Here is a 21,515-nt window from a genome sequence, read left to right on the forward strand (position 1 = left end):
GCGCGTCTACGGCGCCGCCGGTTTTGGCCAGCCGTCGTCGGCTCACTGGCGGCGACGGCCGGCACCGCCTCCCGCCGCGCTGCCGGCCGCGTCCTGAGTGGGCGAGTGAGTGATCCACCCCACAGGCAAGGCTTACCTAACTTAGGTTAGGCTCACTCGCTGTGACGACTGCGACGACGGACATCGGTGCCCTGGCGGGGCACGAGCTCGTGCTGGGCTACCAGCGCACCACGGTCGTGCACGGCGTCTCGGTCCGGCTCCAGGCCGGCGCGGTGACGGCGCTGATCGGTCCGAACGGCAGCGGCAAGTCGACCGTGCTCCGGTCGCTGGCCCGGCTGCAGCCGGTCGCGGGCGGCCGGGTGACGGTCGGCGAGGTCGACGCCTCGCCGCTGAGCGCGAAGGAGTTCGCGCGCCGGGTCACCCTGCTCTCGCAGTCGCGGCCGCATCCGTCCGGCCTGTCCGTGCGCGACGTCGTCGCCTTCGGCCGGCACCCGCACCGGCGTCGGTTCGCCGGACTTTCCGACGACGACCGGCAGGCGATCGACCACGCGATGAGCGTGACCGGCGTGACGTCGATGGCGGGCCGTTCGGTCGACCAGCTCTCCGGCGGCGAGCTGCAGCGCGTCTGGCTGGCGACCTGCCTCGCCCAGGACACCGACGTGCTCCTGCTCGACGAGCCGACCAACCATCTCGACCTCCGCTACCAGGTGGAGACCCTCGATCTGGTCCGCGACCTCGCGGACCACCACGGGACGGCGCTCGGCGTCGTCCTCCATGACCTGAACCATGCTGCCGCCGTGGCGGACCAGGTCGTGCTGCTGGACCGGGGCAAGGTCCGCGCCGCCGGCACGCCCGTCGAGGTACTGACGCCTGCGCACCTCTCCGAGGTCTACGGCCTGCCCATCCGCTGCCTGGTCGACCCCGAGACGGGCGCCGTGCGGGTCGAGGCCCAGAGCAGCCACCACCAGCGGCGCCGCTGACCGACAGGTCAGGGCGCCCGCACCCAACAGTGAGGAACCGATGAAGACACGATCGATCGCGGCCGCCCTGACGGCGCCGCTCGCGCTGCTGATGGTCGCCTGTGGCACCACCGACTCCGAGGGCGGCAACGCCGAGGCGCCGGAGGCGAACGACTCGGCGGACTGCGCGGACGACACCACCGAGACCGCGGACGGTCCGGTGAGCATCACCGACTCCTACGGCCGCACGGTCGAGCTCGACAAGCCCGCCGAGCGGGTCGCTGTGCTCGAGTGGCAGCAGACCGAGGACCTGCTGACGCTGTGCCTCACCCCGGTCGCGGTGGCCGATGCCGAGGGCTATGCGACCTGGGACACCGCCGAGGAGCTGCCCGCGGGCGTCACCGATGTGGGCACCCGCGGCGAGCCCAACCTCGAGACCCTCTTCGGGACGAACCCCGACCTGGTGATCGTCGAGGCCTACACGGCCGAGGACGAGATCATCAAGCAGCTGGAGCAGTACGACGTCCCGGTGCTCGCCACCAAGGGCGCGGACGCGGCGGACCCGGTCCAGAACATGCTCGACACCTTCGAGCTGATTGCCGCGGCGACCGGCCGTGAGGAGCGCGCCGACGTCGTGGTCGACGACTTCAACGCCTCGCTCGAGGAGGCGAAGGAGGAGCTGGCCGACGCGGACGTGCCCACCGACTCGTTCGTCTACTTCGACGGCTGGATCCAGGGCGGCAACGTCGCGATCCGTCCCTTCGGCCAGGGGTCGCTGATGGGTGAGCTCGGCGAGGAGCTCGGGCTGACCAACGCCTGGGAGGGCGAGGTCGACCCGGCGTACGGGCTCGGCCAGACCGACATCGAGGGCATGAGCGAGGTCGGCGACGCCACCTTCTTCTACACCGGCACGACCGACCCGGCGGGTGACATCAACGCCGAGCTGGCCAAGAACCGGGTCTGGAACCAGATCCCGGCGGTCGAGGACGGCCGGTCCTACGCGTTCCCCGAGGGCATCTGGACCTTCGGCGGCCCGCACTCCGCCCAGCAGGTGATCGACGCGTACGTCGACCTGCTGACGCAGTAACGGGCCCTGCGGTAGACGGGACGAGGAATGGTGGTCGAGCAGCAGCTGCCGGAGAGCCGGGTGGCACGGTCTCCTGCGGCCGAGCGACCGGGGCTGGGACGCGTCGGCGTCCTCAAGGGGACCAGTGCCCTGGTCGTGCTCGCCACCTTCCTCGTCCTGGTCTCCGGCTGGCACCTGACCCAGGGCACCTCCGCGGTCGGGGCGGGCGACCTGCTCCGCTGGGCGACCGGGCAGGGCACGACCGAGTCGGGCGACATCCTGCTCGGCTCCCGCGTCCCGCGGCTGGCGGCAGGTATCGCGGTCGGCTTCGCCCTGGGCGTGGCGGGTGCCCTCCTCCAGTCGTTGGCGCGCAACGCGCTGGCGTCGCCCGACACCCTCGCCGTCACCGGTGGTGCTTACCTGGCCGTCACCGTGGTGGCCGCCTTCGGCCTGTCGGTGCCGCTGTGGGCGTCCGGCCTGACTGCCTTCGTCGGCGGGATCACCGCTGCGGCGGTGGTGCTCGGCCTCGCGGGCGGTGCCGGCACGTCGACGACCCGGCTGGTGCTGGCCGGCTCCGCGGTGGCGCTGGCGCTGCAGGCGGGAACCTCCACCCTGCTCATCCTCTTCGACGAGGAGACCACGAGCCTCTTCGCCTGGGGGAGCGGCTCGCTCAGCCAGCTCGGGCTCGACGCGTTCCAGCAGGCCGCGCCCGTCGTGCTCCTCGCCACGGGGTCCGCCCTCCTGCTGGCCCGCCGGCTCGACCTGCTCGGGCTGGGCGACGACGGCGCCGCTGCGCTCGGCGTACCCGTCCGGAGCACCCGCGCCCTCGGGACCGTCCTGGCGGTGCTGCTGACCGCCGCCAGTGTCACCCTCGCCGGTCCGATCGGGTTCGTCGGCCTGTTCGCCCCGGTGATCGTGCGGCTCGTCGGCGGCGTTATCCCGGCGCTCAACCGCCACGTCGTCCTGATCCCGGCGGCGGGCCTGATGGGCGCGTTCGTCGTCGTGCTCGCGGACGCGCTGCTGCGGGCGTTCCTCGGCGCGGACGAGGCGATCTCGATCCCCACCGGCATCACCACCACGATCGCCGGCGCACTGGTGATGATCGTCCTTGCCCGGCGCAGTCGTGACTCGGGTCCGGCCAAGCAGCCACCCGCGGCGCGGGTCGGTGTGCGCAGCCGGCCGCGGTTCGTCGTCGTGCTCGTGCTCGTTGCGTGCGCCGCGCTCGCGGTGACCCTCCTCGGGCTGCTCGGCGGTGACACCTGGCTCCGCACCGGCGACATCGCCCTCTGGCTCGACGGCGATGGCCCGCCGTTGGTCCGGTTCGCCCTCGACGAGCGCGCACCGCGGGTCGCGGCCGCGGTGCTCGGCGGTGCCGCCCTGGCCCTGGCCGGGTCGCTCGTGCAGTCGACCTGCCGCAACCCGCTCGCCGAGCCGGGCATCCTCGGCATCACCGGTGGTGCCGGCGTCGGCGCGGTCGTCGTCGTGACCGGCAGCGTGACAGCGGCGCCGTCGAACAACGCGGTGCTCGTCGGCGCCGTGGTCGGGGCGCTGGTCTCGTTCGTGCTCGTCTACGGGCTGGCGTGGCGGCACGGCCTCGACGCCGACCGCCTGCTGCTGATCGGCATCGGAACCTGGTACGGCGCCGTCGCCCTGACGACATTCCTCCTGGTGCGCTCCAACCCGTGGGACACGCCGCGCATCTACACCTGGCTGTCCGGGACGACGTACGGCCGCACGTTCGACCAGGTCGTCCCTGTCGCGGTCGTGCTCGCCGTGGCGCTCCCGCTCGCGTGGGTCGTACGACGCGAGCTCGACCTGCTCGCGCTCGACGAGGACACGCCGCGCCTGGTCGGTGTCGGCCTCGAGCGGGTGCGGCTGCTGGTGCTCCTCGTCGCAGCGCTGCTGGCCGCGACCAGCGTCGCCGCGGTCGGCGTGGTCGGGTTCGTCGGCCTGGTGGCGCCGCACATGGCACGCGCGCTGGTGGGTGGCCGGCACTCCCGGTCGGTGCCTGTCGCCGTGCTCGTCGGAGCGGTGCTGCTGGGTGCCGCGGACCTGGTCGGCCGGACCGTCATCGCGCCCGCCCAGGTGCCCGCCGGCCTGGTGGTGGCGATCATCGGGGCGCCGTACTTTGTCTACCTCCTGGCCCGTTCCCGCGCCTGAGGCTCGGTGAAGGGCCTCACGCCCGGGCCCGGCCGTGTCGCCACCTCGCTCGGGTCGTCGAGCCGGTGGCCGGCCGCGCAGCGGATCTCCACATGCACCGGTTCCTCGCAGTCGCGGTGCGCGAACGCGGTCGGCGGGCCCTGAGGGTCGGCGAGGTGGCGGTCGCCCCACTGGCTGATCGCCAGCAGGATGGGCTGCAGCTCGATGCCCTTGTCGGTGAGGCGGTACTCGTGGCGGGTGCGGGACCCTTCGTCACGGTAGGGGACCCTGTGCAGCAGTCCCTGGTTGACGAGGGTGGCCAGCCGGTTGGTTAGCACCTGGCGGGGCATCCCGGCGTGCCGCCGGATGTCGTCGAAGCGCCGTACGCCGAGGAAGACCTCGCGCAGGACGACGACCGTCCAGCGCTCGCCGAGGATCGCCATCGCGCGGCCGAGGGTGCAATTGTCGACCGACCACTCGAGGGCGGGCGGGCTGGAGGTTGTCGTCGGCACATCCCCAGCATAGGGCGATCTAAGTCTCATTGACAGACCCAGCGTTCGGCTGGTGTCATGGGCCTCATGACTGAGTCCGCGATCCAGACCCAGGCGGATCCCGCCACCCTCGACGGCCTCGAGCAGCTGCAGGCCATGCTGCGGGGCGAGCTGCCGGTGGCACCGATCGCGGAGACCCTCGGCTTCGTCGGGTTCGAGGTGCCCGAGCGGGGACGCGCGATCTTCGAGCTCGACCCGGAGCTTCGGCACTACAACCCGATCGGCAGCGTCCACGGCGGTGTCTTCGCGACGCTCCTCGACTCGGCGTGCGGCTGTGCCGTGCACTCGACCCTCGGTGTCGGGGAGGCCTACACGTCGCTGGACCTCACGGTGAAGTTCCTGAAGCCGGTCACCGTCGACTCCGGTCGCTTGCGCGCGGTCGGTACGGTGCTGCAGCGTGGCCGGCGCACTGCCCTCGCCGAGGCGAAGCTGTACGACGGGCGCGACCGGCTCGTGGCCTACGCCTCGTCCTCCTGCATGATCCTCGGCTGAGCGGACCGCTGTCCGCGGCCACTGACACACTGGCCGCCATGCCGACCTACGTCGCGTTCCTGCGCGCGATCAACCTCGGGCCGACGCGGAAGTTCCCGAAGGCCGACATCGTGACGGCGACCGGAGCGGCGGGCTGCTCGGACGTCGAGACCTACATCAACACCGGCAACGTGCGGTTGACCAGCGGGCTGCGGTCGCGAGCCAAGGTAGAGGCCTCGCTCGAGAAGGCCTACGCGGCGCAGACCGGTTTCGCCGTACCGACCCTGGTGTTCACCCCTGCGGAGCTGGCGGAGATCGCTGCCGACGCGGAGGAGCTGACCCGGCCGGACCTGGAGCGCCACTACCTCTACCTGCTCAAGGACGAGCCGGCGAAGGACCGCGTCGACGCACTGCTCGCCAAGGAGGGAGCGGCCGACCAGGTCGTGGTGCGCGGCCGGGCCGTCCACCTTCTCTTCGGGTCCGGCTACCAACCGGGCAGCGTCGACCCGTGGGGCGTGGAGAAGGCACTCGGTGTTGTCGCCACCAACCGCAACTTCAACGTCGTCACGACACTGGCGAAGAAGTGGTGCTCTCCGTCGGGCTGACCGGGGCTCTGCTCATCGTGCGCACGGACCGCGACGCCAGGGTCAGCAGCGAGATCACGCCGTAGGCGATGCCGGCCGCCAGGATCATGTTTTGCAGCCCGAACGCGGCGCCGAGCGGACCGAACGCCAGCTGGCCGATGGGGATGGCGATGAACGAGCCGAGCATGTCGTAGGAGTAGACGCGCGACAGCATGTCGGGCGGCACGTGCTCCTGCATCGCGAGCTCCCAGCCGAGACCGAAGATCTCGATGCCGGCACCGCCGACGAACGCCGCGAGGAGGAGCACCCAGAGCTCGGTCGTGGTGCCGAGCGCGATCATCTGCAGGGAGTAGACGGCGCAACCGAGCATGCCCCACAGCAGAGGTCGGTGGAGCGGCACCCGCAGGAAGATGATCGACGTCACCACGAGGCCGGCGGCGCCGGCGGACAGGATCAGCGCCCACCCGTGGACGCCGATCTCGGAGCTCTTGGCGTGGGCCGGGCCCAGGGTGCTGAAACCACCGCTGGAGAGCGCGTTGAGCACGCCGAAGGCGAGCACGATGATCCACAGCCACGTCGTACGGCGGAAGAACCCCCATCCCGTGCGCAGGTCCTTGATGATGCTGTCGCCGTCGTCGCGGGGAGGTGGCGCGGGCAGCTTGATGGGCAGCAGCAACGCGGCGGAGAGCAGGTAGGTCGCGCCGTTGATCGCGATCGCCCATCCCGCTCCCACGCCGACGACCAGGGCACCGGCGGCGGCGGGCGCGACGACGAGCGAGCCGTTGCGGAGCAGGCCGTTGAGCGCATTGGCCTGCTGTAGCGCACCCTTGGGTGCGAGCTGGGGGAGCAACCCGGCGAGCGCCGGCTGGTTCGCCGCAGCGGCGACGCCGTTGACCGCGGTCAGCGCGGCGAGCTGCCAGATCTCCGCAGTGCCGCTCAGCACGAGCGCGGCGATCGCCAGGGCGGTGAAACCGGCCGTGACGTTGCTGAGCTGGATGATCAGGGTCCGGCCGAACCGGTCGGCGAGCACGCCGCCGACCAGCAGGAACGCGACCATCGGGATGCTGTGGGCGGCGAGCACGATGCCCACCGCACTGGGGGAGTCGCTGACCTCGAGCACGGCGAAGACCAGCGCGACGCCCCCCATGATGTCGCCCAGCAGGTCGACGGCCCGGGATGCGAAGTACCAGCGGAACCGCCGGTCCCGCAGCGGCGCGAGTGCCGGGCCTCTCATCGTTTCTCCATTCGGAAACCGGCGACCGTCAGGTTGACCGGGACGGTGCCGGCGGTGCGTGGACGCTTCGCCTCGTGGTGCACCAGCAGGGACGCCTCGACCAGGAGATCCACCGCACGCTCCCAGACCTCCGGCGTGACCCAGACCTCGGCGTCGGTGAACGTGCCCTTCCCCTTCTGGCGGAGCGGGAAGCGGCGGAGCAGCTCGGCGCACATCGCCTGCACCTGACCCGCGATGTCCTCGTCGGTCAACTTCGACTCAGCCCGGTCGACCAGGTGCCGGTAGCGCTTCGCCATCCCGCCCCGGATCCGCTCCTCGCCCTCGACCACGACCAGGTCGGCGTCGTGGAGCTGGCGCAGGTGGTACGACGCGTTCGCGTGGGTGATGCCCAGCTCGCGCGCGACCTCCGCGGCGCTCATCGCGGTGCTCGTGAGCAGCGACAGCATCTGCAGGCGCAACGGGTGCGCGGTCGCGCGGAGCGAGGAGATCTGTGCATCGGCCATGACCACTACCAAAGGCTCGTTGGGGAGTCTGTTGGAAAGAAGTGGACCACGCCGACGGCGTACTGTCAAACGTTTATTGGGGGGTCGGTCGATCTGCGGGGCCCCCGATGCCACCGCATCCTCGACACGATGACGCCTGTGCCACCATGGGCGATGTGACGACCGCGAGCCCTGTCGAGGTGGATCCGGGAGTCGAAGAGGACCTGACCCCGGACGAAATCACGCTCACCGACACGCCCTGGGTGACCGTGGTCTGGAACGACCCGGTCAACCTGATGTCCTACGTCAGCTACGTCTTCCAGAAGTACTTCGGCTACTCGAAGAAGAAGGCGGAGAAGCTGATGCTCGAGGTGCACCAGGACGGCAAGTCGGCCGTGAGCAGCGGGACCCGCGAGGAGATGGAGCGCGACGTCCAGGCGATGCACGAGTACGGCCTGTGGGCCACGCTCTCGAAGAGCGAGTGACGGGCGCGGAGATGGCGGGATTCGTCCGGCACCGCCGGAGCAAGCGCATCATCGCGACCCTCTCCGGGTTCGAGGCCGACCTGCTGCGATCGCTCGCCGCCCAGCTGGTCGAGCTGTTGCGCAACGAGGCGGCGGTGCCGAGCGAGACCGCCGACCCGCTGGAGGCGATGTTCACCGGCGGCGAGTTCTCCGGGCCGACCACCGAGCCCGACGACCCGGTGCTCGCCCGGCTGTTCCCCAACGCCTACCGCGAGGACGGTGAGGCTGCCGCCGAGTTCCGTCGCTACACCGAGAGCTCGCTCAGGGACGGGAAGGCCAAGGCCGCCGGGACGATCATCGACACCCTCGACGAGGCCGGCCTGCCGGCCCAGCCGGGGTCCGAGGACCTGACCATCGACATCGAGCTCGACCTGCCGACCGCCGAGATCTGGATGCGCGCCCTCACCGACCTCCGGCTCGCGCTCGGCACCCGCCTCGAGGTCGAGGAGGGTGACGAGGACTACTGGTACTCGCTGCCCGACGACGATCCCCGCGGTCAGGCCCACCACATCTACGAGTGGCTCGGCTACCTGCAGGAGACCCTGGTCCACGCCGTCGCGGGCTGAGGCGACGAGGTCACTGGTCCGGCTTGACCGCCAGCACCGGGCACGGCGCGTCGAGGATCACCCGCTGCGCGACGCTCCCGAGGAGAAGCTTCCCGACCGGGGTGCGGTGCCGCACACCGACGACGATCAGCGTGGCCTGCTCCTCCTCGGCCGCGGCGAGCACCGCGTCGGCGATGTCGGGCACCACGTCGTGCCGCACCGCGACGTCGAGGCCCTCGCCGGTCAGCCGTTCGGCAACCGCTGTGACCTCGTCGTCACCCGCGAACCTCGTGTCGACGTAGCTGTCGCCGCGGGTGGCGTTGACGATGACCAGGCGGGTGCCCGCGGTGCGGGCGGCGTCAGCCGCGTGGTCGAGCGCGGCCCGTCCGTACTTGTCGGGTGTGTAGGCGGCGATGACGCTCATCGGTTGACCAGCTCCTCGGTGTCCTTGGTGGTGCCTTCGGATGCGGCAGGGGGCCGGCGCAGCGCGTTGACGACGATCGCCACCAGCAGCAGCGCCATCACGACGTAGACCACGACCGCGATCGGCTCGCCCCACAGGGTGCTCACCTCGCCCTGCGAGAGCGCGAGCGCCTGCGTGAGCTGGTACTCCAGCTTCGGGCCGAGGATGACGGCCACGATGAGGGGCAGCACCGGCAGGCCGAACCGTCGCATCGCCAGGCCGAGCGCGCCGAACACGAGCAGCAGGGCGACGTCGAACGCCTGGAAGTTGACCGTGTAGGCGCCGAGCGTGGCGAAGAACAGGATGCCCGCGTAGAGGTAGGGCCGGGGGATCTGCAGGACCTTCGCCCACAGCGGCGCCATCGGCAGGTTGATGACCAGCAGCAGGAGGTTGGCGACGACGAGGCTGGCGAGCAGGGCCCAGACCAGGTCGGGCTCGTTCTCCAGCAGCAGCGGCCCGGGCTGGATGCCGAAGCTCGTGATCGCGACCAGGATGATCGCGGCCGTCGCGGTGGTGGGCAGCCCGAGGGTGAGGAGCGGGAGGAGCGTGCCAGCGGCGGACGCGTTGTTGGCGGCCTCCGGCCCCGCGACGCCCTCGATGGCCCCCTTGCCGAACTCCTCCGGGTGCTTGGTCAGCTTCTTCTCCGCGGCGTACGAGAGGAACGTCGGGACCTCGGCGCCGCCGGCCGGCAGCGCGCCGAACGGGAATCCGAGCGCCGTCCCGCGCAGCCACGGCTTCCAGGAGCGACCCCAGTCGGCCTTACTCATCCACGGCTGTCCGACCGGGATGATCTCGAGCGGCTTGCGGCGCAGGTGCGCCGCCACCCAGAGCGCCTCGCCGATGGCGAAGATCGCGACGGCGACCACGACGATGTCGATGCCGTCGGCGAGCAGCGGTTGCCCGAACGTGAGCCGTGCCTGGCCGGTCTCCGTGCCGATCAGCCCGATGGCGAGGCCCAGGAACAGGGAGATGAAGCCGCGCAGCTTCGACGTACCGAGCACGGTGCTCACCGCGAACAGCGCGAGCAGCATGATGGCGAAGTACGACGGAGCGCCGAGCTTGACGACGACGTCGGCGATCGTGGGGACGAGCACCCACAGCAGCACGGTGCCGATGGTGCCGGCCACGAACGACCCGATGGCTGCGGTGGCCAGCGCCTGGGCGGCGCGCCCCTTCTTCGCCATCTTGTTGCCCTCGATGGCGGTGACCACCGACGAGGACTCACCGGGAGTGTTGAGCAGGATCGACGTGGTCGACCCGCCGTACATCCCGCCGTAGTAGATACCGGCGAACATGATGATCGCGCTGTCCGGGCCCATGGTGAGGGCGACCGGGAGCAGCAGGGCGAGGGTCATGGCAGGCCCGATGCCGGGCAGCACGCCGACGGCGGTGCCGAGCAGCACGCCGATCGTGGCGAACAGCAGGTTCTCGGGGGTCAGGGCGGTCTGGAAGCCCTCCAGCAGCAGGTCCATCAGAGCACTCCGTCCAGGACGCCGGCGGGGATCGGGATCCCGAGGACCACGTAGAAGAAGTACCAGCTGCCGACCGAGAGCGCGGTCCCGATGGCGGCGTCGCGCACGTGGGACCGGCTGCCGAGGACGCCGGCGCACCCCACGAAGAGCAGCGCACCGGTGATCGCCCAGCCGAGCCAGTCGATCAGCACGACGTTGACGACGAGGACCGCCACCAGCAGGCCGACGGTGCGGAGGTCGGTGCCCTGGGTGAGGTCGATGTCCTCGCCCTCCTCGGCCTCGGGGAGGTCGCCACGTGCGGTGGCGACCGCGAGCAGCGCACCGAGCGCGACGAGGACGGCCCCGACGACGTAGGGGATCGCGTACGGCTGGACGGGCTGGTCGGCGAAGCCGTCCTCGAGCCCGACGGCGTCGTAGAGGACGTAGCCGCCGACCAGGACGAGGAACGCCGCGAGGCCGTACTGCGCCTTGTCGACGACCGGGCGGCTGCCCGGTTCTCTGCGTTGTGCGGTGGTGGTGCTCATGCCAGTCCCAGCTCCTCGAGGGTGTCTGCCACACGGGTGTCCTGCTCGACGAGGAAGTCCTCGAACTCCTCGCCGGTCGCGAAGTTGTCGGTCCAGCCGTTGCTCTCGAGCGCGTCCTGCCACTCGTCCGTCTCGTGCATCTCGGTGAACAGGTCGACGAGGTACTCGCGCTGCTCGTCGGAGATCCCCGGGGGCGCGAGCACGCCGCGCCAGTTGGTGAAGACCAGGTCGACCCCTTCCTCGGTCAGGGTCGGAGCCTCGACGTCGTCGAGCCGCTCGTCACCGGAGACCGCGAGCACCCGGAGCGTGCCGTCCTCGATCTGGCCCTCGAACTCCCCGAGCCCGGACATGCCGACGTCGACCTTCTCGCCGAGCAGGGCGGTCGTCAGCGGACCGCCGCCGTCGTACGAGATGTAGTTGACGTCCCTGGGGTCGATGTCGATCTCGGCGGCCAGCTGCATGGGGAACAGGTGATCCGGGCCGCCGGGGCTCGAACCGCCGCCGATCGAAACCGAACCGGGATCCTTCTGCCACGCCTCGATCAGGTCGTCGACGGTCTCGAACGGCGAGTCGGCGGGCACCAGGATGCCCTCCTGCTCCTCGACCAGCCGGGCGATCGGGGTCATCTCCCGGGGTGTCGCCTCGGACTTGTTGGTGTAGACGGCGCCCACGACTCCGAGCCCCATCACCATCACCAGGTCGTCGGCGCCCTCCTCGTTCAGGAGACGCTGCATCGCCACTGTGCCGCTGGCGCCGAGGACGTTCGTGATCTCGAACCGGCCGGTGAGCTCGTTGTCCTCCAGGGCCTTGGCAGCGGCGCGACCGGTGAGGTCGTAGCCGCCGCCCGGGCTGTTGGGGATCATCATTCGCAGCCGGCGGTTGTTCGGGTCGTCCGAGCCGCGGGTGACCCCGCAACCACTGGCGACGACGACGAGGGCCAGCGCGGTGACGAGCACGACCAGGACGCGGCGGGCGCGACTCGGGTGCATGGAGAACCTCCAGGGGACTTTCGAGAACGTGGTCGTGACAGGCGTCACGCTCGATCCGTGCCAGCATGTCTGCAGCCTGTGGCGGCCGTCACTCTTGCGAACGCAAAGGAGGTTGTGGACGTTGTGGTCGCAGCGATGAGCAGTCTCCGGAGCCGGATCGGCTGGCGGCGGGGCGAGCTCACCCTGGCCGCGAAGGTGCTGCTGCTGCAGCTGGCGGTGATCGCCTTCCTGCTGATCGCGGTCGGAGTGCTCAGCATCCGGCAGTCCAACGCCGACTTCGCCGACGACCAGGGCGCCCAGATGCGCTCGGTGGCCGAGTACGTCGCCACCCTGCCCGGCGTCCGCGGTCAGCTGCAGAGCGTGGCGGACGGCGAGGCCCCGGCCAGCACCAACCCGCAGCTGCTGGCGCCGTACGTCGAACAAGGCGTCAGCCTCTCCAGCGCGACCGACGTCATGGTGGTGTCCCTGGACGGGGTCGTGCTGGCGGCGACCGACCCGAGCCGGGTCGGTGACCAGGCGGACCTCGGCGACAGCGACGGGCTCGAGGGCCGGGGCTGGACCGGTGACGTCGAGCCCGACGGCGAGCGGGCCGTGGCTCACCACGCGCCGATCCTCTCCGAGGTGGACGGCTCGTTGCTCGGCATCGTCGCGGCCGAGCAGACCTATCCGTCGGTGGCCGACCAGGTCGCCACAGCGGCTCCGGACCTCGCGCTCTTCCTCGGCCTCGGCGCGCTCCTGGGCCTTGCCGGGACCTGGGTGGTGTCGCGGATGGTGCGCCGTTCGACGCGCGGGCTGGGCACCACCGAGCTGGCCAACCTCGCCGACCACCGCGAGGCGCTGCTGCACGCGATCCGGGAGGGCGTCGTGGGCGTCGGCACCGACGGCCGGGTGACGGTCATGAACGACGCTGCCCGCGCGACCCTCGGTCTCGAGCACGACCCCGACCCGGTGGGCCGCCCGGTCGCGGACCTCGGCCTGGACCCGCACGTGGTCGCATTGCTGACCGGTCAGGGCGACGACATCCACGACGCGTTGGCGCTGGTGGGCACGCGTGCGGTCGTCTTCAACCGCGGGAGCGCGTCGACCGGCGGACGCGGGATCGGCACCGTCACCACCCTGCGCGACCGCACCGAGCTGGTGTCGCTGCAGAACCAGCTGAGCTCCAACCTCTCCATCACCGACACCCTGCGGGCGCAGACCCACGAGTTCGACAACCGGCTGCACACGATCTCCGGACTGGTCCAGCTGGAGGAGTACGACGAGGTCGCCGCGCTCGTCGGCACCCTGACCCGCCACCGCGCCGACGTGAGCGAGCGCGTCTCGAAGCGACTGCTCGACCCGGCCGTGGCCGCCCTCGTCATCGCCAAGGACGCCGTGGCCGACGAGCGCGGCGTCACGCTCGAGCTCGACCCCGGCTCGCGGCTCCCCGCGCTCCCGCCCGACGAGGTCGCCGACCTGACGACGGTGCTGGGCAACCTGGTCGACAACGCGGTCGACGCCGCTGCCGGGTCGGAGGATCCGCTCGTCGAGCTGTGGATCCTGGCCGACGGCGACACGGTGCACGTCCGGGTGCGCGACAACGGGCCCGGCGTGCCGGAGGACCTGCGGGACGCGATCTTCGTCCGAGGGTTCTCGACCAAGCCCGAGGTGCTCGGCGGCCGCGGGATCGGACTGCCGCTGGTGCGCCTGATCTGCGCCCAGCGAGGCGGCTCCGTGACCGTCGACGCGGCCGACACGGGTGGCGCGGAGTTCCTGGTGACGATGCCGATCAACCGCCAGGATGGCGAGCCATGATCCGGGTGCTGGTCGTCGACGACGACTTCATGGTCGCGCGGATCCACACCGCGTTCGTCGAGCGCACCGAGGGGTTCGAGGTCGTCGGCACCGCCCGCACCGGCGCGGAGGCGCTCGACCTGGCGGCCTCGCTCGCGCCCGACCTGGTGCTGCTCGACGTCCACCTCCCCGACACGTCCGGTCTCGACGTGCTCGAGCAGCTCCGCGCCCAAGGGCGCGGCGTCGCGGTGGTGATGGTGACCGCCGAGCGGGGCGCGGCGGCGGTCCGGGCCGCGCTGCACGGCGGGGCCATGCAGTACCTGGTCAAGCCGTTCGAGTACGACGACCTGGCCGACCGGCTGCGCCGCGTCGCCGCCGCGCTGGCCAGCCTCCCCGAGGGGGCGGAGGGGCACGTCGACCAGGCCGCGATCGACCAGGCGTTCGGCGCCGGCCGGTCCGCGGTCGACGTACCACCGGTGCTGCCGAAGGGACTCAGCCCCGAGACCGCCGACCTCGTCCTCGCCGCCGCCCGCGCCGCCGAGGAGATCTCCGCGTCCGAGGCCGCGGAGGCGCTCGGGCTCTCGCGGGTCACCGCCCGGCGCTATCTCGAGCACTTCGTCGACACCGGCGCGGCCGAGGTGCGGCTGCAGTACGGCGGGACCGGGCGACCGGAGCGTCGCTACCGTGTCCGGGTGATGACGCGATGACCGCTGCGGGTGACGAGCGCAGCATGAAGGAGCGGATGCTCGCGGGTGACCTCTACATCACCGACGCCGAGATCCTCGCCGACCAGGTCCTGTCGCAGGACCTGATGGCGGCGTACAACGCGACCGCGCCCGGCGAGGGCGACCGTCGCCGGCAGCTGCTCGAGGAGCTGCTCGGTTCGGTGGGGGAGCAGGTCGAGATCCGACCGCCGTTCTACATCGACTACGGCTCCCGGATCACGATCGGCAGCCGTTGCTTCGCCAACTTCGGCCTGACCGCTCTCGACGTCGCACCGATCACGATCGGCGACGACGTCCAGATCGGGCCCTACGTCCAGCTGCTCACGCCGACCCACCCGGTCGACGCCGAGCAGCGGCGCGACAAGTGGGAGAGCGCCCAGCCGATCACGATCGGCGACAACGTGTGGCTCGGCGGCGGAGTGATCGTGCTGCCCGGCGTCACGATCGGCGCCGACACGGTGGTCGGTGCCGGATCCGTCGTGACCAAGGACCTGCCGGCCGGCGTCCTCGCGCTCGGCAACCCCGCGCGAGTGATCCGCTCGCTGGACGACTGATCTGTTCACCAATGGTTACCTCCGGTGGAGGAGGGCGGGGCGTTAGGGTCGGGACATCAGCCGACTGCGTCACCGGGAGAGCCATGAGCGCGATCGACCAGGCAGACCAGGCGGACCGGGCAGACCGGGCAGACCAGAGGGCATCGACAGCCGCCGAGCGGGTGACGCTCGGCGAGGACGTACAGTCGCTGCGCGAGCGGATCGCGCTCGCGTCCTTCATCGGCCTGCCGTTCGTGGCGTTCCTGGTCGCGATCCCCGTCGCCTGGGGCGGGTGGCTCGGCTGGAGCGACGTCGTCATCACCGTCGTGATGTACGGGCTCACCCTGCACGGCGTCACCGTCGGCTACCACCGGCTCTTCACGCACAAGTCGTTCAAGCCCAACCGCCCCGTCAAGGTCGTGCTCGCGGTCCTCGGCTCGATGGCGATCGAAGGTCCCGTCATCCGGTGGGTCGCCGACCACCGCAAGCACCACAAGTTCTCCGACCGCGAGGGTGACCCGCACTCGCCGTGGCGCTACGGCACCTCGTTGCGCGGCCTCACCAAGGGCTTCCTGTGGGCGCACATGGGATGGCTGTTCGACGCCGAGCAGACCCCGATCGACAAGTACGCGCCCGACCTCGCCAAGGACCAGGACCTGGTCCGGATCTCCCGCATGTTCTGGATGTGGGTGATGGTCTCGATCCTGTTGCCGCCGGTCGCCGGCTTCCTGCTGACCTGGTCGTGGCAGGGCGCGGTGACGGCCTTCTTCTGGGGCACGGTGGTCCGGATCGGACTGCTCCACCACGTCACGTGGTCGATCAACTCGATCTGCCACGTCGTCGGCGAGCGGCCGTTCCGCTCACGCGACCGCTCCGGCAACGTCTGGTGGCTCGCGATCCCGTCCGGCGGCGAGTCGTGGCACAACCTCCACCACGCCGACCCCACCAGCGCCCGGCACGGCGTGAAGCGCTGGCAGCTCGACACCTCGGCGCGGATCATCTGGATCCTCGAGAAGCTCGGCTGGGTGCGCGAGGTGCGCTGGCCGTCGCCCGAGCGGCTGGCCGCCAAGGCCGTGCCCCCTCAGACCGGCTGAGCGGCGTCCGAGACCTGGCCGGGTGCCGGGGGCGGTGTCCTGAACACCTACCCTGGACCGGTGCTGACCATCGCCCAGGCGACGTACGACGCCATCGTCGCCCACGCCAAGCGGGACCACCCCGTCGAGGCGTGCGGCATCGTCGCCGGCCCGGAGGGGAGCGACCGGCCGGAGCGCTTCATCGAGATGGTGAACGCCGCCGGCAGCCCGACCTTCTACGAGTACGACTCGACCGACCTGCTCCAGCTCTACCGGGAGATGGACCAGCGCGGTGAGGAGCCGGTGGTGATCTACCACTCGCACTCCGCGACCGAGGCCTACCCGAGCGTCACCGACATCAACCTGGCCAGCGAGCCCGGCGCCCACTATGTGCTCGTCGGCACTCGCGAGCACGGGAATAACGAGGGTCCGGTGGAGTTCAGGTCCTACAGGATCGTCGACGGCCAGGTGACCGAGGAAGAGGTCGCGGTCGTCCCCACGCTCAGCGCCGAGGCCACCGAAGCCGCCGGCTGAGCACCACCAACCGAGGAGAGCTGCACGTCATGGCCATCGAGGTCCGGATCCCGACCATCCTGCGCACCTACACCGGCGGGGAGAAGGCGGTCACCGCCGAAGGTGCCAGCCTGAGCGCGCTGATCGACTCGCTCGAGTCCGACCACCCCGGCATCAAGGACCGGTTGGTCGAAGCCAAGGACGGCGCCGTCGACCTGCGCCGTTTCATCAACGTCTACGTCAACGACGAGGACGTGCGGTTCATCGGCGGTCTGGACGCCGAGATCAGCGACGGCGACCAGGTCGTCGTGCTCCCGGCTGTCGCCGGCGGATAGATGGTCCGCTACGACAGCCTCCTCGCGTCGGTCGGCAACACGCCGCTCGTCGGACTGCCAAGTCTGTCGCCGACCCCCGACGTACGGATCTGGGCCAAGCTCGAGGACCGCAACCCGACCGGATCGATCAAGGACCGCCCGGCCCTGCGCATGGTCGAGGACGCCGAGAAGGCCGGCACCCTCCGCCCCGGCTGCACGATCCTCGAGCCGACGTCCGGCAACACCGGCATCTCGCTGGCGATGGCGGCCAAGCTCAAGGGCTACCGGTGCGTCTTCGTGATGCCCGAGAACACGAGCGAGGAGCGGCGCCAGCTGCTGCGGATGTGGGGCGCGGAGATCGTCTCGAGCCCGGCTGCCGGCGGCTCCAACGAGGCGGTCCGCGTCGCCAAGCAGATCTCGTCGGAACACCCCGACTGGGTGATGCTCTACCAGTACGGCAACGACGCCAACGCGCTCGCGCACGAGGAGGGCACCGGCCCCGAGATCCTCGCCGACCTTCCCTCGATCACCCACTTCGTCGCCGGCCTCGGCACCACCGGCACCCTCATGGGTGTCTCGCGGTTCTTCCGCAAGGCCAAGCCCGAGGTCAAGATCGTCGCCGCCGAGCCGCGGTACGGCGAGCTGGTCTACGGCCTGCGCAACCTCGACGAGGGCTTCGTGCCCGAGCTCTACGACGAGACGCTGATCGACTCCCGGTTCTCGGTCGGACCACGCGACGCCGTACGCCGGGTCCGTGAGCTGCTCGAGCTCGAGGGCATCTTCGCCGGCATCTCGACCGGCGCGATCCTCCATGCCGCGCTCGGCCAGGCCGCCAAGGCGATCAAGGCCGGCGAGTCCGCCGACATCGCGTTCGTGGTCGCCGACGGCGGCTGGAAGTACCTCTCCACCGGCGCCTACGAAGGCACCATCGACGACGCCGAGGACCGGCTCGAGGGCCAGCTCTGGGCGTAGGGCGCCCGCCTGCCGGTACCGCACGCTCGTTTCGCACGCCGAGCTTGTCGAGGCGGTTTCGCACGCCGGTTTCGCACGCCGAGCTTGTCGAGGCGCAGGTCAGGTACGCAGGTCCGGACCGGTGCGGCACCTGGCTAGCTCTGGCAGGTCGCCGAACCGCCCCTCGACGAACGCCTTCTTCTTCGGATGGCTCCAGCCCTGAAGCTTCTTCTCCAGCAGGTAGGCGTCGCGGACGCTCGCGAACTCTGCGAACCAGATCAACCGGACCGGTCTGCGTCGGGCGGTATAGCGGGCTCCGGTGCCTTCGTTGTGCTGGACGAAGCGTCGTTCGAGGTTGAACGTGCTGCCGGTGTAGTAGGTGCCGTCGGAACATTCGAGAATGTAGAGGTAGGGCATGCGCGCAGACTGCGCACGAGCCTGGACACTGGCAGGAGGACGATGAACCCGCCTGTGGAACGCGATGCCGTGTCGAAGCTTTGTGGACGGTAGGTGGCCGTCGCCTCGACAAGCTCGGCGTGCGGGGCTCGCGGACGGTAGGTGGCCGTCGCCTCGACAAGCTCGGCGTGCGGGGCTCGCGGACGGTAGGTGGCCGTCGCCTCGACAAGCTCGGCGTGCGGGGCTCGCGGACGGTGGGCAGGCCGTCGCCTCGACAAGCTCGGCGTGCGGGCTCGTGGACGGTGGGCAGGCTGGCGCCCCGACAGGCTCGGCGTACGAACGGGGCTCGGCGAACGACGCTCGGCGCGTCGGGGTTCAGTGGTGCCAGATCCCGGCCCCCACCACCTTGGTGCCGCCCGCGGGATCCCGCCGACCAGTAGCGCCCACGCCCCGTACCCCCCGGGAAGCTCAGTTGTGCCAGGTCAGCGACTGGTCGAGGCCCCACAGGCTGCCCGGCACCGAGGTGAGGCCGAGCAGGTTGGCGGAGAGGTTCGCGAGGTCGCCGTTGCGGATCGGCTGCGGACTGGCGGCGAAGCCGGGCTGGGTGGTGCCGGGGTCGGCGTACGTGGGGTTCATCGCGTAGAGATCGCCGCGCTCGACGCCGGGGCCCCAGACCAGGAACGGGATACGGAAGTTGGCGTACTTCGTCGCGTCGTCGTGACGGGTCTCGCCAGCGGGACCACCGTGGTCGGCGGTCAGCACGATGGCGAGGTCGTGGAGACGGTTGTGCTCGCGGATGGCCTCGAGGAGGATGCCGAGCTGCGCGTCGACCAGCCTGGCTGCCCGCAGGTACGGACGTGAGAACCAGCCGTGCGCGTGGCCGGCTTCATCCATCGCCCCGAGGTGGAGGAACGTGAACCCCCGGTTGCGCCGCAGCAGGTCGCGGCGGGCGGCCACTGTCACGGCATGGTCGCCGTCCTGCACGATCGTCGACCGGTTGACCGCGCCCGGCCAGGACCGCTTGAAGAGAGAGAACTTCGACTCTGTCGCGAACAGTGCCGTGGTGCGGCCCGCGAGGTGCGCCTGGGTGAAGATCGAGAAGACGTCCTCGCCGGCCGCCGCCTGGATGGTGTCGGGGCGAATAGGCCGGTCGTCGTTCCAGGTGACGCCATGGCCGCCCTCGCCGCCGTCCGCGAAGATCCGTCGACCGGTCAGCTGGCTGGTGTGGTTGGGCAGGGTCACCGTCAGCTCGACCTGGGTACGGGCGTTCTTCGTGCTGGCGCCGTTCCGGAACAGGCGGTGCAGGTTGGGCGCGCCCCTTCTGCCGAGCTTCTTGAGCACATCGACGTTGAAGCCGTCGAGCGAGATCGCGAGCACCTGGCGCACCTCCCCGTGCCGGACCGTGGCGCCCGCGGGGACGGAGAGAGCGTCGGACGCCGGAGCAGGCGTCGGAGCGAACATGGCAGTGAGGGCGAGGCCGACCGAGACAACGGCGAGTCGGCGATCCCTGGGAGCTGAGGAGGTCACGGCGGCACGCTATCGCCGGACGTGACCTCCATCGCGAATCCGGCAAGAAGGGTGGGCGAACGCCTACCCTGTCAGTCGTGCCACCGCTGACCGCGCGCGACCCCGACGTCATGGATGCGCCGATCGGCATCTTCGACTCCGGGTTCGGGGGCCTCACGGTGGCCCGGTCGGTCATCGACCAGCTGCCGCACGAGTCGTTGCTGTACGTCGGCGACACCGCCCGCCAGCCCTACGGACCCAAGCCGATCGGCGAGGTCCGCGAGTATGCCCTCGAGTGCCTCGACCACCTCGTCGAGCAGGGTGTGAAGGCGCTGGTGATCGCCTGCAACTCCGCGAGCGCGGCGATGCTGCGCGACGCGCGCGAGCGGTACGACGTGCCGGTGGTCGAGGTGATCTACCCGGCGACCCGGCGCGCAGTGGCCGCGACCAAGAACGGCCGGATCGGCGTCATCTGCACCCGGTCCACCGCCGAGTCGATGGCCTACGACGACGCGTTCGCGGCGGCGCCGCACCTCGAGCTGACGACGCGGACGTGTCCGAGATTCGTCGACTTCGTCGAGCAGGGCGTCACCGGCGGCGACGAGCTGCTGGCGGTGGCGCACGAGTACCTCGACCCACTGACCGACCTCGGCGTCGACACGCTGATCCTGGGCTGCACCCACTATCCGCTGCTCACCGGCGTCATCTCCTACGTCATGGGTGGCGGGGTGACGCTCGTCAGCAGCGCGGAGGAGTGCGCCAAGGACGTCTACCGGATGCTCGCCGACACCGGCCTGATGCGCGAGGGCGGCGTGCCGTCGTACTCGTTCGTGACGACGGGCTCCCCGGCGGAGTTCGAGACCATCGGGCGGCGGTTCCTCGGTCCGGAGCTGGCAGCTGCTGACCAGTTCGCCGGTGGACTGGCATGATCGGCCAGATGGGGACGACGGCGTTCCGGATGACGGTGGTCGGGTGCTCGGGTTCGTACCCGGGCCCGGACTCGCCCGCGAGCTGCTACCTGGTCCAGGCCGAGGTGGGAGACCGCACCTGGAGCGTGGTGGTCGACCTCGGCAACGGCGCACTGGGCGCGCTGCAGCGGTACGTCGATCCGCTCGAGGTCGATGCCGTGCTCCTCAGTCATCTGCATGCCGACCACTGCGTCGACATGACGAGCTACTACGTGCTCCGGAAGTACCACCCGGTCGGAACCCAGCCGAAGATCCCCGTATGGGGGCCGAGTGGCACCGCGCTCCGGCTGGCCAACGCCTACGACCTGCCCACCTCGCCCGGCATGAGCGAGGAGTTCGAGTTCCACACCTACGACGCGCCGTTCACCGTCGGCCCGTTCGAGATCGAGGCTTTCGCTGTCGACCACCCGGTCGAGGCGTACGGGATGCGAATCTCGGCCACGACCGAGGAGGCGGGGCGTCGGACCCTCGCCTACAGCGGCGACACCGGCCCGACCCCGTCGCTGCTCGAGATCGCGGCCGACGCCGACCTGTTCCTCTGCGAGGCATCGTTTCGCGACGGCGACGACAACCCTCCGGGACTGCACCTCACGGGCGCGGAGTGCGGGGAGACCGCCGCGAAGTGCAAGGTCAAGCGGCTCGTGCTCACCCATGTGCCGCCCTGGCACGACGCCCAGGGGATGCTCGCGGAGTCGCTCGCGGTCTACGACGGACCGACGGAGCTCGCGGCCGCCGGCGCCGTCTACGCGGTCTGACCGCC

25 protein-coding genes are annotated in these 21,515 nt (G+C 70.8%); 16 read left to right on the plus strand and 9 right to left on the minus strand.

Annotated features, from left to right (window positions below; all coding sequences use genetic code 11):
- Window positions 1–161 precede the first annotated feature (161 nt).
- The 3 genes from SHK19_RS05555 to SHK19_RS05565 are packed head-to-tail and all read left to right on the plus strand — an operon-like array spanning window position 162 to window position 4,185.
- Entirely contained in the window at window positions 162–980 is an 819-nt protein-coding gene (locus SHK19_RS05555) for an ABC transporter ATP-binding protein (RefSeq protein ID WP_322938064.1), read from the plus strand.
- Between the two features lie 40 nt (window positions 981–1,020).
- On the plus strand, window positions 1,021–2,046 hold the full coding sequence (locus SHK19_RS05560) for an iron-siderophore ABC transporter substrate-binding protein (protein ID WP_322938065.1): 1,026 nt from the start codon (window positions 1,021–1,023) through the stop codon (window positions 2,044–2,046).
- A 27-nt stretch (window positions 2,047–2,073) separates the two neighbouring features.
- Complete coding sequence (locus tag SHK19_RS05565; RefSeq protein WP_322938066.1) at window positions 2,074–4,185, plus strand: iron ABC transporter permease; 2,112 nt, start codon at window positions 2,074–2,076, stop codon at window positions 4,183–4,185.
- On the opposite strand, the gene SHK19_RS05570 is transcribed toward SHK19_RS05565, so the two are convergent.
- A complete protein-coding gene (locus SHK19_RS05570; protein ID WP_322938067.1) occupies window positions 4,158–4,676 on the minus strand; it encodes a winged helix-turn-helix transcriptional regulator in 519 nt (172 codons plus the stop codon). The genes SHK19_RS05565 and SHK19_RS05570 overlap by 28 nt on opposite strands.
- 66 nt (window positions 4,677–4,742) lie before the next feature.
- Between SHK19_RS05570 and SHK19_RS05575 the strand changes: the two genes are divergently transcribed.
- Together SHK19_RS05575 and SHK19_RS05580 are read left to right on the plus strand one after the other, a co-directional pair.
- Window positions 4,743–5,207 (plus strand): PaaI family thioesterase, encoded by a 465-nt coding sequence (locus tag SHK19_RS05575; RefSeq protein WP_322938068.1) that lies wholly within the window; start codon window positions 4,743–4,745, stop codon window positions 5,205–5,207.
- Window positions 5,208–5,245: 38 nt separating this feature from the next.
- Window positions 5,246–5,791, plus strand: a complete 546-nt coding sequence (locus tag SHK19_RS05580) for a DUF1697 domain-containing protein (protein WP_322458240.1) — start codon at window positions 5,246–5,248, stop codon at window positions 5,789–5,791.
- On the opposite strand, the gene SHK19_RS05585 is transcribed toward SHK19_RS05580, so the two are convergent.
- Together SHK19_RS05585 and SHK19_RS05590 are read right to left on the minus strand one after the other, a co-directional pair.
- Window positions 5,751–7,004: an MFS transporter gene (locus tag SHK19_RS05585; RefSeq protein ID WP_322458241.1), complete on the minus strand. Its 1,254-nt coding sequence runs from the start codon at window positions 7,002–7,004 to the stop codon at window positions 5,751–5,753. The two genes, SHK19_RS05580 and SHK19_RS05585, sit on opposite strands and share 41 nt — an antisense overlap.
- Window positions 7,001–7,507 carry an ArsR/SmtB family transcription factor gene (locus SHK19_RS05590; protein ID WP_322938069.1) on the minus strand — a complete coding sequence of 169 codons (507 nt, stop codon included), beginning with the start codon at window positions 7,505–7,507 and terminating at the stop codon, window positions 7,001–7,003. The genes SHK19_RS05585 and SHK19_RS05590 overlap by 4 nt, the downstream gene beginning before the upstream one ends.
- 155 nt (window positions 7,508–7,662) lie before the next feature.
- Between SHK19_RS05590 and clpS the strand changes: the two genes are divergently transcribed.
- Both clpS and SHK19_RS05600 read left to right on the plus strand, forming a co-directional pair.
- Window positions 7,663–7,971 carry an ATP-dependent Clp protease adapter ClpS gene (gene clpS, locus SHK19_RS05595; RefSeq protein ID WP_405030459.1) on the plus strand — a complete coding sequence of 103 codons (309 nt, stop codon included), beginning with the start codon at window positions 7,663–7,665 and terminating at the stop codon, window positions 7,969–7,971.
- Window positions 7,972–7,982: 11 nt separating this feature from the next.
- A complete protein-coding gene (locus SHK19_RS05600; RefSeq protein WP_322458244.1) occupies window positions 7,983–8,576 on the plus strand; it encodes a DUF2017 domain-containing protein in 594 nt (197 codons plus the stop codon).
- A 10-nt stretch (window positions 8,577–8,586) separates the two neighbouring features.
- Here SHK19_RS05600 and SHK19_RS05605 read toward each other — a convergent pair whose 3' ends face one another.
- From SHK19_RS05605 to SHK19_RS05620, 4 genes are read right to left on the minus strand one after another with little or no spacing between them, the layout of a single operon-like run.
- Window positions 8,587–8,979 (minus strand): universal stress protein, encoded by a 393-nt coding sequence (locus SHK19_RS05605; protein ID WP_322458245.1) that lies wholly within the window; start codon window positions 8,977–8,979, stop codon window positions 8,587–8,589.
- Entirely contained in the window at window positions 8,976–10,490 is a 1,515-nt protein-coding gene (locus SHK19_RS05610) for a tripartite tricarboxylate transporter permease (RefSeq protein ID WP_322938070.1), read from the minus strand. The genes SHK19_RS05605 and SHK19_RS05610 overlap by 4 nt, the downstream gene beginning before the upstream one ends.
- The gene (locus tag SHK19_RS05615) at window positions 10,490–11,014 is read right to left on the minus strand and encodes a tripartite tricarboxylate transporter TctB family protein (protein WP_322458247.1); all 525 of its coding nucleotides are present in this window, start codon (window positions 11,012–11,014) and stop codon (window positions 10,490–10,492) included. Before SHK19_RS05615 ends, SHK19_RS05610 begins: the two co-directional genes overlap by 1 nt.
- Window positions 11,011–12,003, minus strand: a complete 993-nt coding sequence (locus SHK19_RS05620; protein ID WP_322458248.1) for a Bug family tripartite tricarboxylate transporter substrate binding protein — start codon at window positions 12,001–12,003, stop codon at window positions 11,011–11,013. Before SHK19_RS05620 ends, SHK19_RS05615 begins: the two co-directional genes overlap by 4 nt.
- Window positions 12,004–12,138: 135 nt before the next feature.
- Between SHK19_RS05620 and SHK19_RS05625 the strand changes: the two genes are divergently transcribed.
- From SHK19_RS05625 to SHK19_RS05655, 7 genes are all read left to right on the plus strand, one after another.
- Window positions 12,139–13,797 (plus strand): sensor histidine kinase, encoded by a 1,659-nt coding sequence (locus SHK19_RS05625; RefSeq protein WP_322938071.1) that lies wholly within the window; start codon window positions 12,139–12,141, stop codon window positions 13,795–13,797.
- A complete protein-coding gene (locus SHK19_RS05630) occupies window positions 13,794–14,483 on the plus strand; it encodes a response regulator (RefSeq protein ID WP_322458250.1) in 690 nt (229 codons plus the stop codon). The genes SHK19_RS05625 and SHK19_RS05630 overlap by 4 nt, the downstream gene beginning before the upstream one ends.
- Window positions 14,480–15,055 carry a sugar O-acetyltransferase gene (locus tag SHK19_RS05635; protein ID WP_322458251.1) on the plus strand — a complete coding sequence of 192 codons (576 nt, stop codon included), beginning with the start codon at window positions 14,480–14,482 and terminating at the stop codon, window positions 15,053–15,055. The genes SHK19_RS05630 and SHK19_RS05635 overlap by 4 nt, the downstream gene beginning before the upstream one ends.
- An 83-nt stretch (window positions 15,056–15,138) precedes the next feature.
- Window positions 15,139–16,128 carry an acyl-CoA desaturase gene (locus SHK19_RS05640; protein ID WP_322458252.1) on the plus strand — a complete coding sequence of 330 codons (990 nt, stop codon included), beginning with the start codon at window positions 15,139–15,141 and terminating at the stop codon, window positions 16,126–16,128.
- A gap of 60 nt (window positions 16,129–16,188) precedes the next feature.
- Window positions 16,189–16,641, plus strand: coding sequence for a M67 family metallopeptidase (locus SHK19_RS05645; RefSeq protein WP_322938072.1), 453 nt, complete (start codon window positions 16,189–16,191; stop codon window positions 16,639–16,641).
- A gap of 29 nt (window positions 16,642–16,670) precedes the next feature.
- On the plus strand, window positions 16,671–16,955 hold the full coding sequence (locus SHK19_RS05650; protein WP_322458254.1) for a MoaD/ThiS family protein: 285 nt from the start codon (window positions 16,671–16,673) through the stop codon (window positions 16,953–16,955).
- The gene (locus SHK19_RS05655) at window positions 16,956–17,906 is read left to right on the plus strand and encodes a PLP-dependent cysteine synthase family protein (RefSeq protein WP_322938073.1); all 951 of its coding nucleotides are present in this window, start codon (window positions 16,956–16,958) and stop codon (window positions 17,904–17,906) included.
- A 99-nt stretch (window positions 17,907–18,005) separates the two neighbouring features.
- Here SHK19_RS05655 and SHK19_RS05660 read toward each other — a convergent pair whose 3' ends face one another.
- Complete coding sequence (locus tag SHK19_RS05660) at window positions 18,006–18,302, minus strand: GIY-YIG nuclease family protein (protein WP_322938074.1); 297 nt, start codon at window positions 18,300–18,302, stop codon at window positions 18,006–18,008.
- Window positions 18,303–18,749: 447 nt separating this feature from the next.
- Entirely contained in the window at window positions 18,750–19,808 is a 1,059-nt protein-coding gene (locus SHK19_RS05665) for an alkaline phosphatase family protein (protein ID WP_322458256.1), read from the minus strand.
- A 110-nt stretch (window positions 19,809–19,918) separates the two neighbouring features.
- On the opposite strand from SHK19_RS05665, the gene murI reads away from it, so the two are divergent.
- Window positions 19,919–20,716: a glutamate racemase gene (murI, locus tag SHK19_RS05670; protein WP_322938673.1), complete on the plus strand. Its 798-nt coding sequence runs from the start codon at window positions 19,919–19,921 to the stop codon at window positions 20,714–20,716.
- The gene (locus SHK19_RS05675; protein ID WP_322458257.1) at window positions 20,713–21,510 is read left to right on the plus strand and encodes an MBL fold metallo-hydrolase; all 798 of its coding nucleotides are present in this window, start codon (window positions 20,713–20,715) and stop codon (window positions 21,508–21,510) included. Before murI ends, SHK19_RS05675 begins: the two co-directional genes overlap by 4 nt.
- The last annotated feature ends 5 nt before the right edge of the window (window positions 21,511–21,515 follow it).

The organism is Nocardioides bizhenqiangii, assembly GCF_034661235.1.
Classification (GTDB): Bacteria; Actinomycetota; Actinomycetes; order Propionibacteriales; family Nocardioidaceae; genus Nocardioides; species Nocardioides bizhenqiangii.

Coding starts and splice junctions, on each gene's coding strand:
- SHK19_RS05560 (WP_322938065.1), top strand. CDS start 1,021: ATGAAGACACGATCGATCGCGGCCGCCCTGACGGCGCCGCTCGCGCTG.
- SHK19_RS05565 (WP_322938066.1), top strand. CDS start 2,074: ATGGTGGTCGAGCAGCAGCTGCCGGAGAGCCGGGTGGCACGGTCTCCT.
- SHK19_RS05575 (WP_322938068.1), top strand. CDS start 4,743: ATGACTGAGTCCGCGATCCAGACCCAGGCGGATCCCGCCACCCTCGAC.
- SHK19_RS05580 (WP_322458240.1), top strand. CDS start 5,246: ATGCCGACCTACGTCGCGTTCCTGCGCGCGATCAACCTCGGGCCGACG.
- SHK19_RS05585 (WP_322458241.1), bottom strand. CDS start 7,004: ATGAGAGGCCCGGCACTCGCGCCGCTGCGGGACCGGCGGTTCCGCTGG.
- SHK19_RS05590 (WP_322938069.1), bottom strand. CDS start 7,507: ATGGCCGATGCACAGATCTCCTCGCTCCGCGCGACCGCGCACCCGTTG.
- SHK19_RS05600 (WP_322458244.1), top strand. CDS start 7,983: ATGGCGGGATTCGTCCGGCACCGCCGGAGCAAGCGCATCATCGCGACC.
- SHK19_RS05605 (WP_322458245.1), bottom strand. CDS start 8,979: ATGAGCGTCATCGCCGCCTACACACCCGACAAGTACGGACGGGCCGCG.
- SHK19_RS05610 (WP_322938070.1), bottom strand. CDS start 10,490: ATGGACCTGCTGCTGGAGGGCTTCCAGACCGCCCTGACCCCCGAGAAC.
- SHK19_RS05615 (WP_322458247.1), bottom strand. CDS start 11,014: ATGAGCACCACCACCGCACAACGCAGAGAACCGGGCAGCCGCCCGGTC.
- SHK19_RS05620 (WP_322458248.1), bottom strand. CDS start 12,003: ATGCACCCGAGTCGCGCCCGCCGCGTCCTGGTCGTGCTCGTCACCGCG.
- SHK19_RS05625 (WP_322938071.1), top strand. CDS start 12,139: ATGAGCAGTCTCCGGAGCCGGATCGGCTGGCGGCGGGGCGAGCTCACC.
- SHK19_RS05630 (WP_322458250.1), top strand. CDS start 13,794: ATGATCCGGGTGCTGGTCGTCGACGACGACTTCATGGTCGCGCGGATC.
- SHK19_RS05635 (WP_322458251.1), top strand. CDS start 14,480: ATGACCGCTGCGGGTGACGAGCGCAGCATGAAGGAGCGGATGCTCGCG.
- SHK19_RS05640 (WP_322458252.1), top strand. CDS start 15,139: ATGAGCGCGATCGACCAGGCAGACCAGGCGGACCGGGCAGACCGGGCA.
- SHK19_RS05650 (WP_322458254.1), top strand. CDS start 16,671: ATGGCCATCGAGGTCCGGATCCCGACCATCCTGCGCACCTACACCGGC.
- SHK19_RS05655 (WP_322938073.1), top strand. CDS start 16,956: ATGGTCCGCTACGACAGCCTCCTCGCGTCGGTCGGCAACACGCCGCTC.
- SHK19_RS05660 (WP_322938074.1), bottom strand. CDS start 18,302: ATGCCCTACCTCTACATTCTCGAATGTTCCGACGGCACCTACTACACC.
- murI (WP_322938673.1), top strand. CDS start 19,919: ATGGATGCGCCGATCGGCATCTTCGACTCCGGGTTCGGGGGCCTCACG.
- SHK19_RS05675 (WP_322458257.1), top strand. CDS start 20,713: ATGATCGGCCAGATGGGGACGACGGCGTTCCGGATGACGGTGGTCGGG.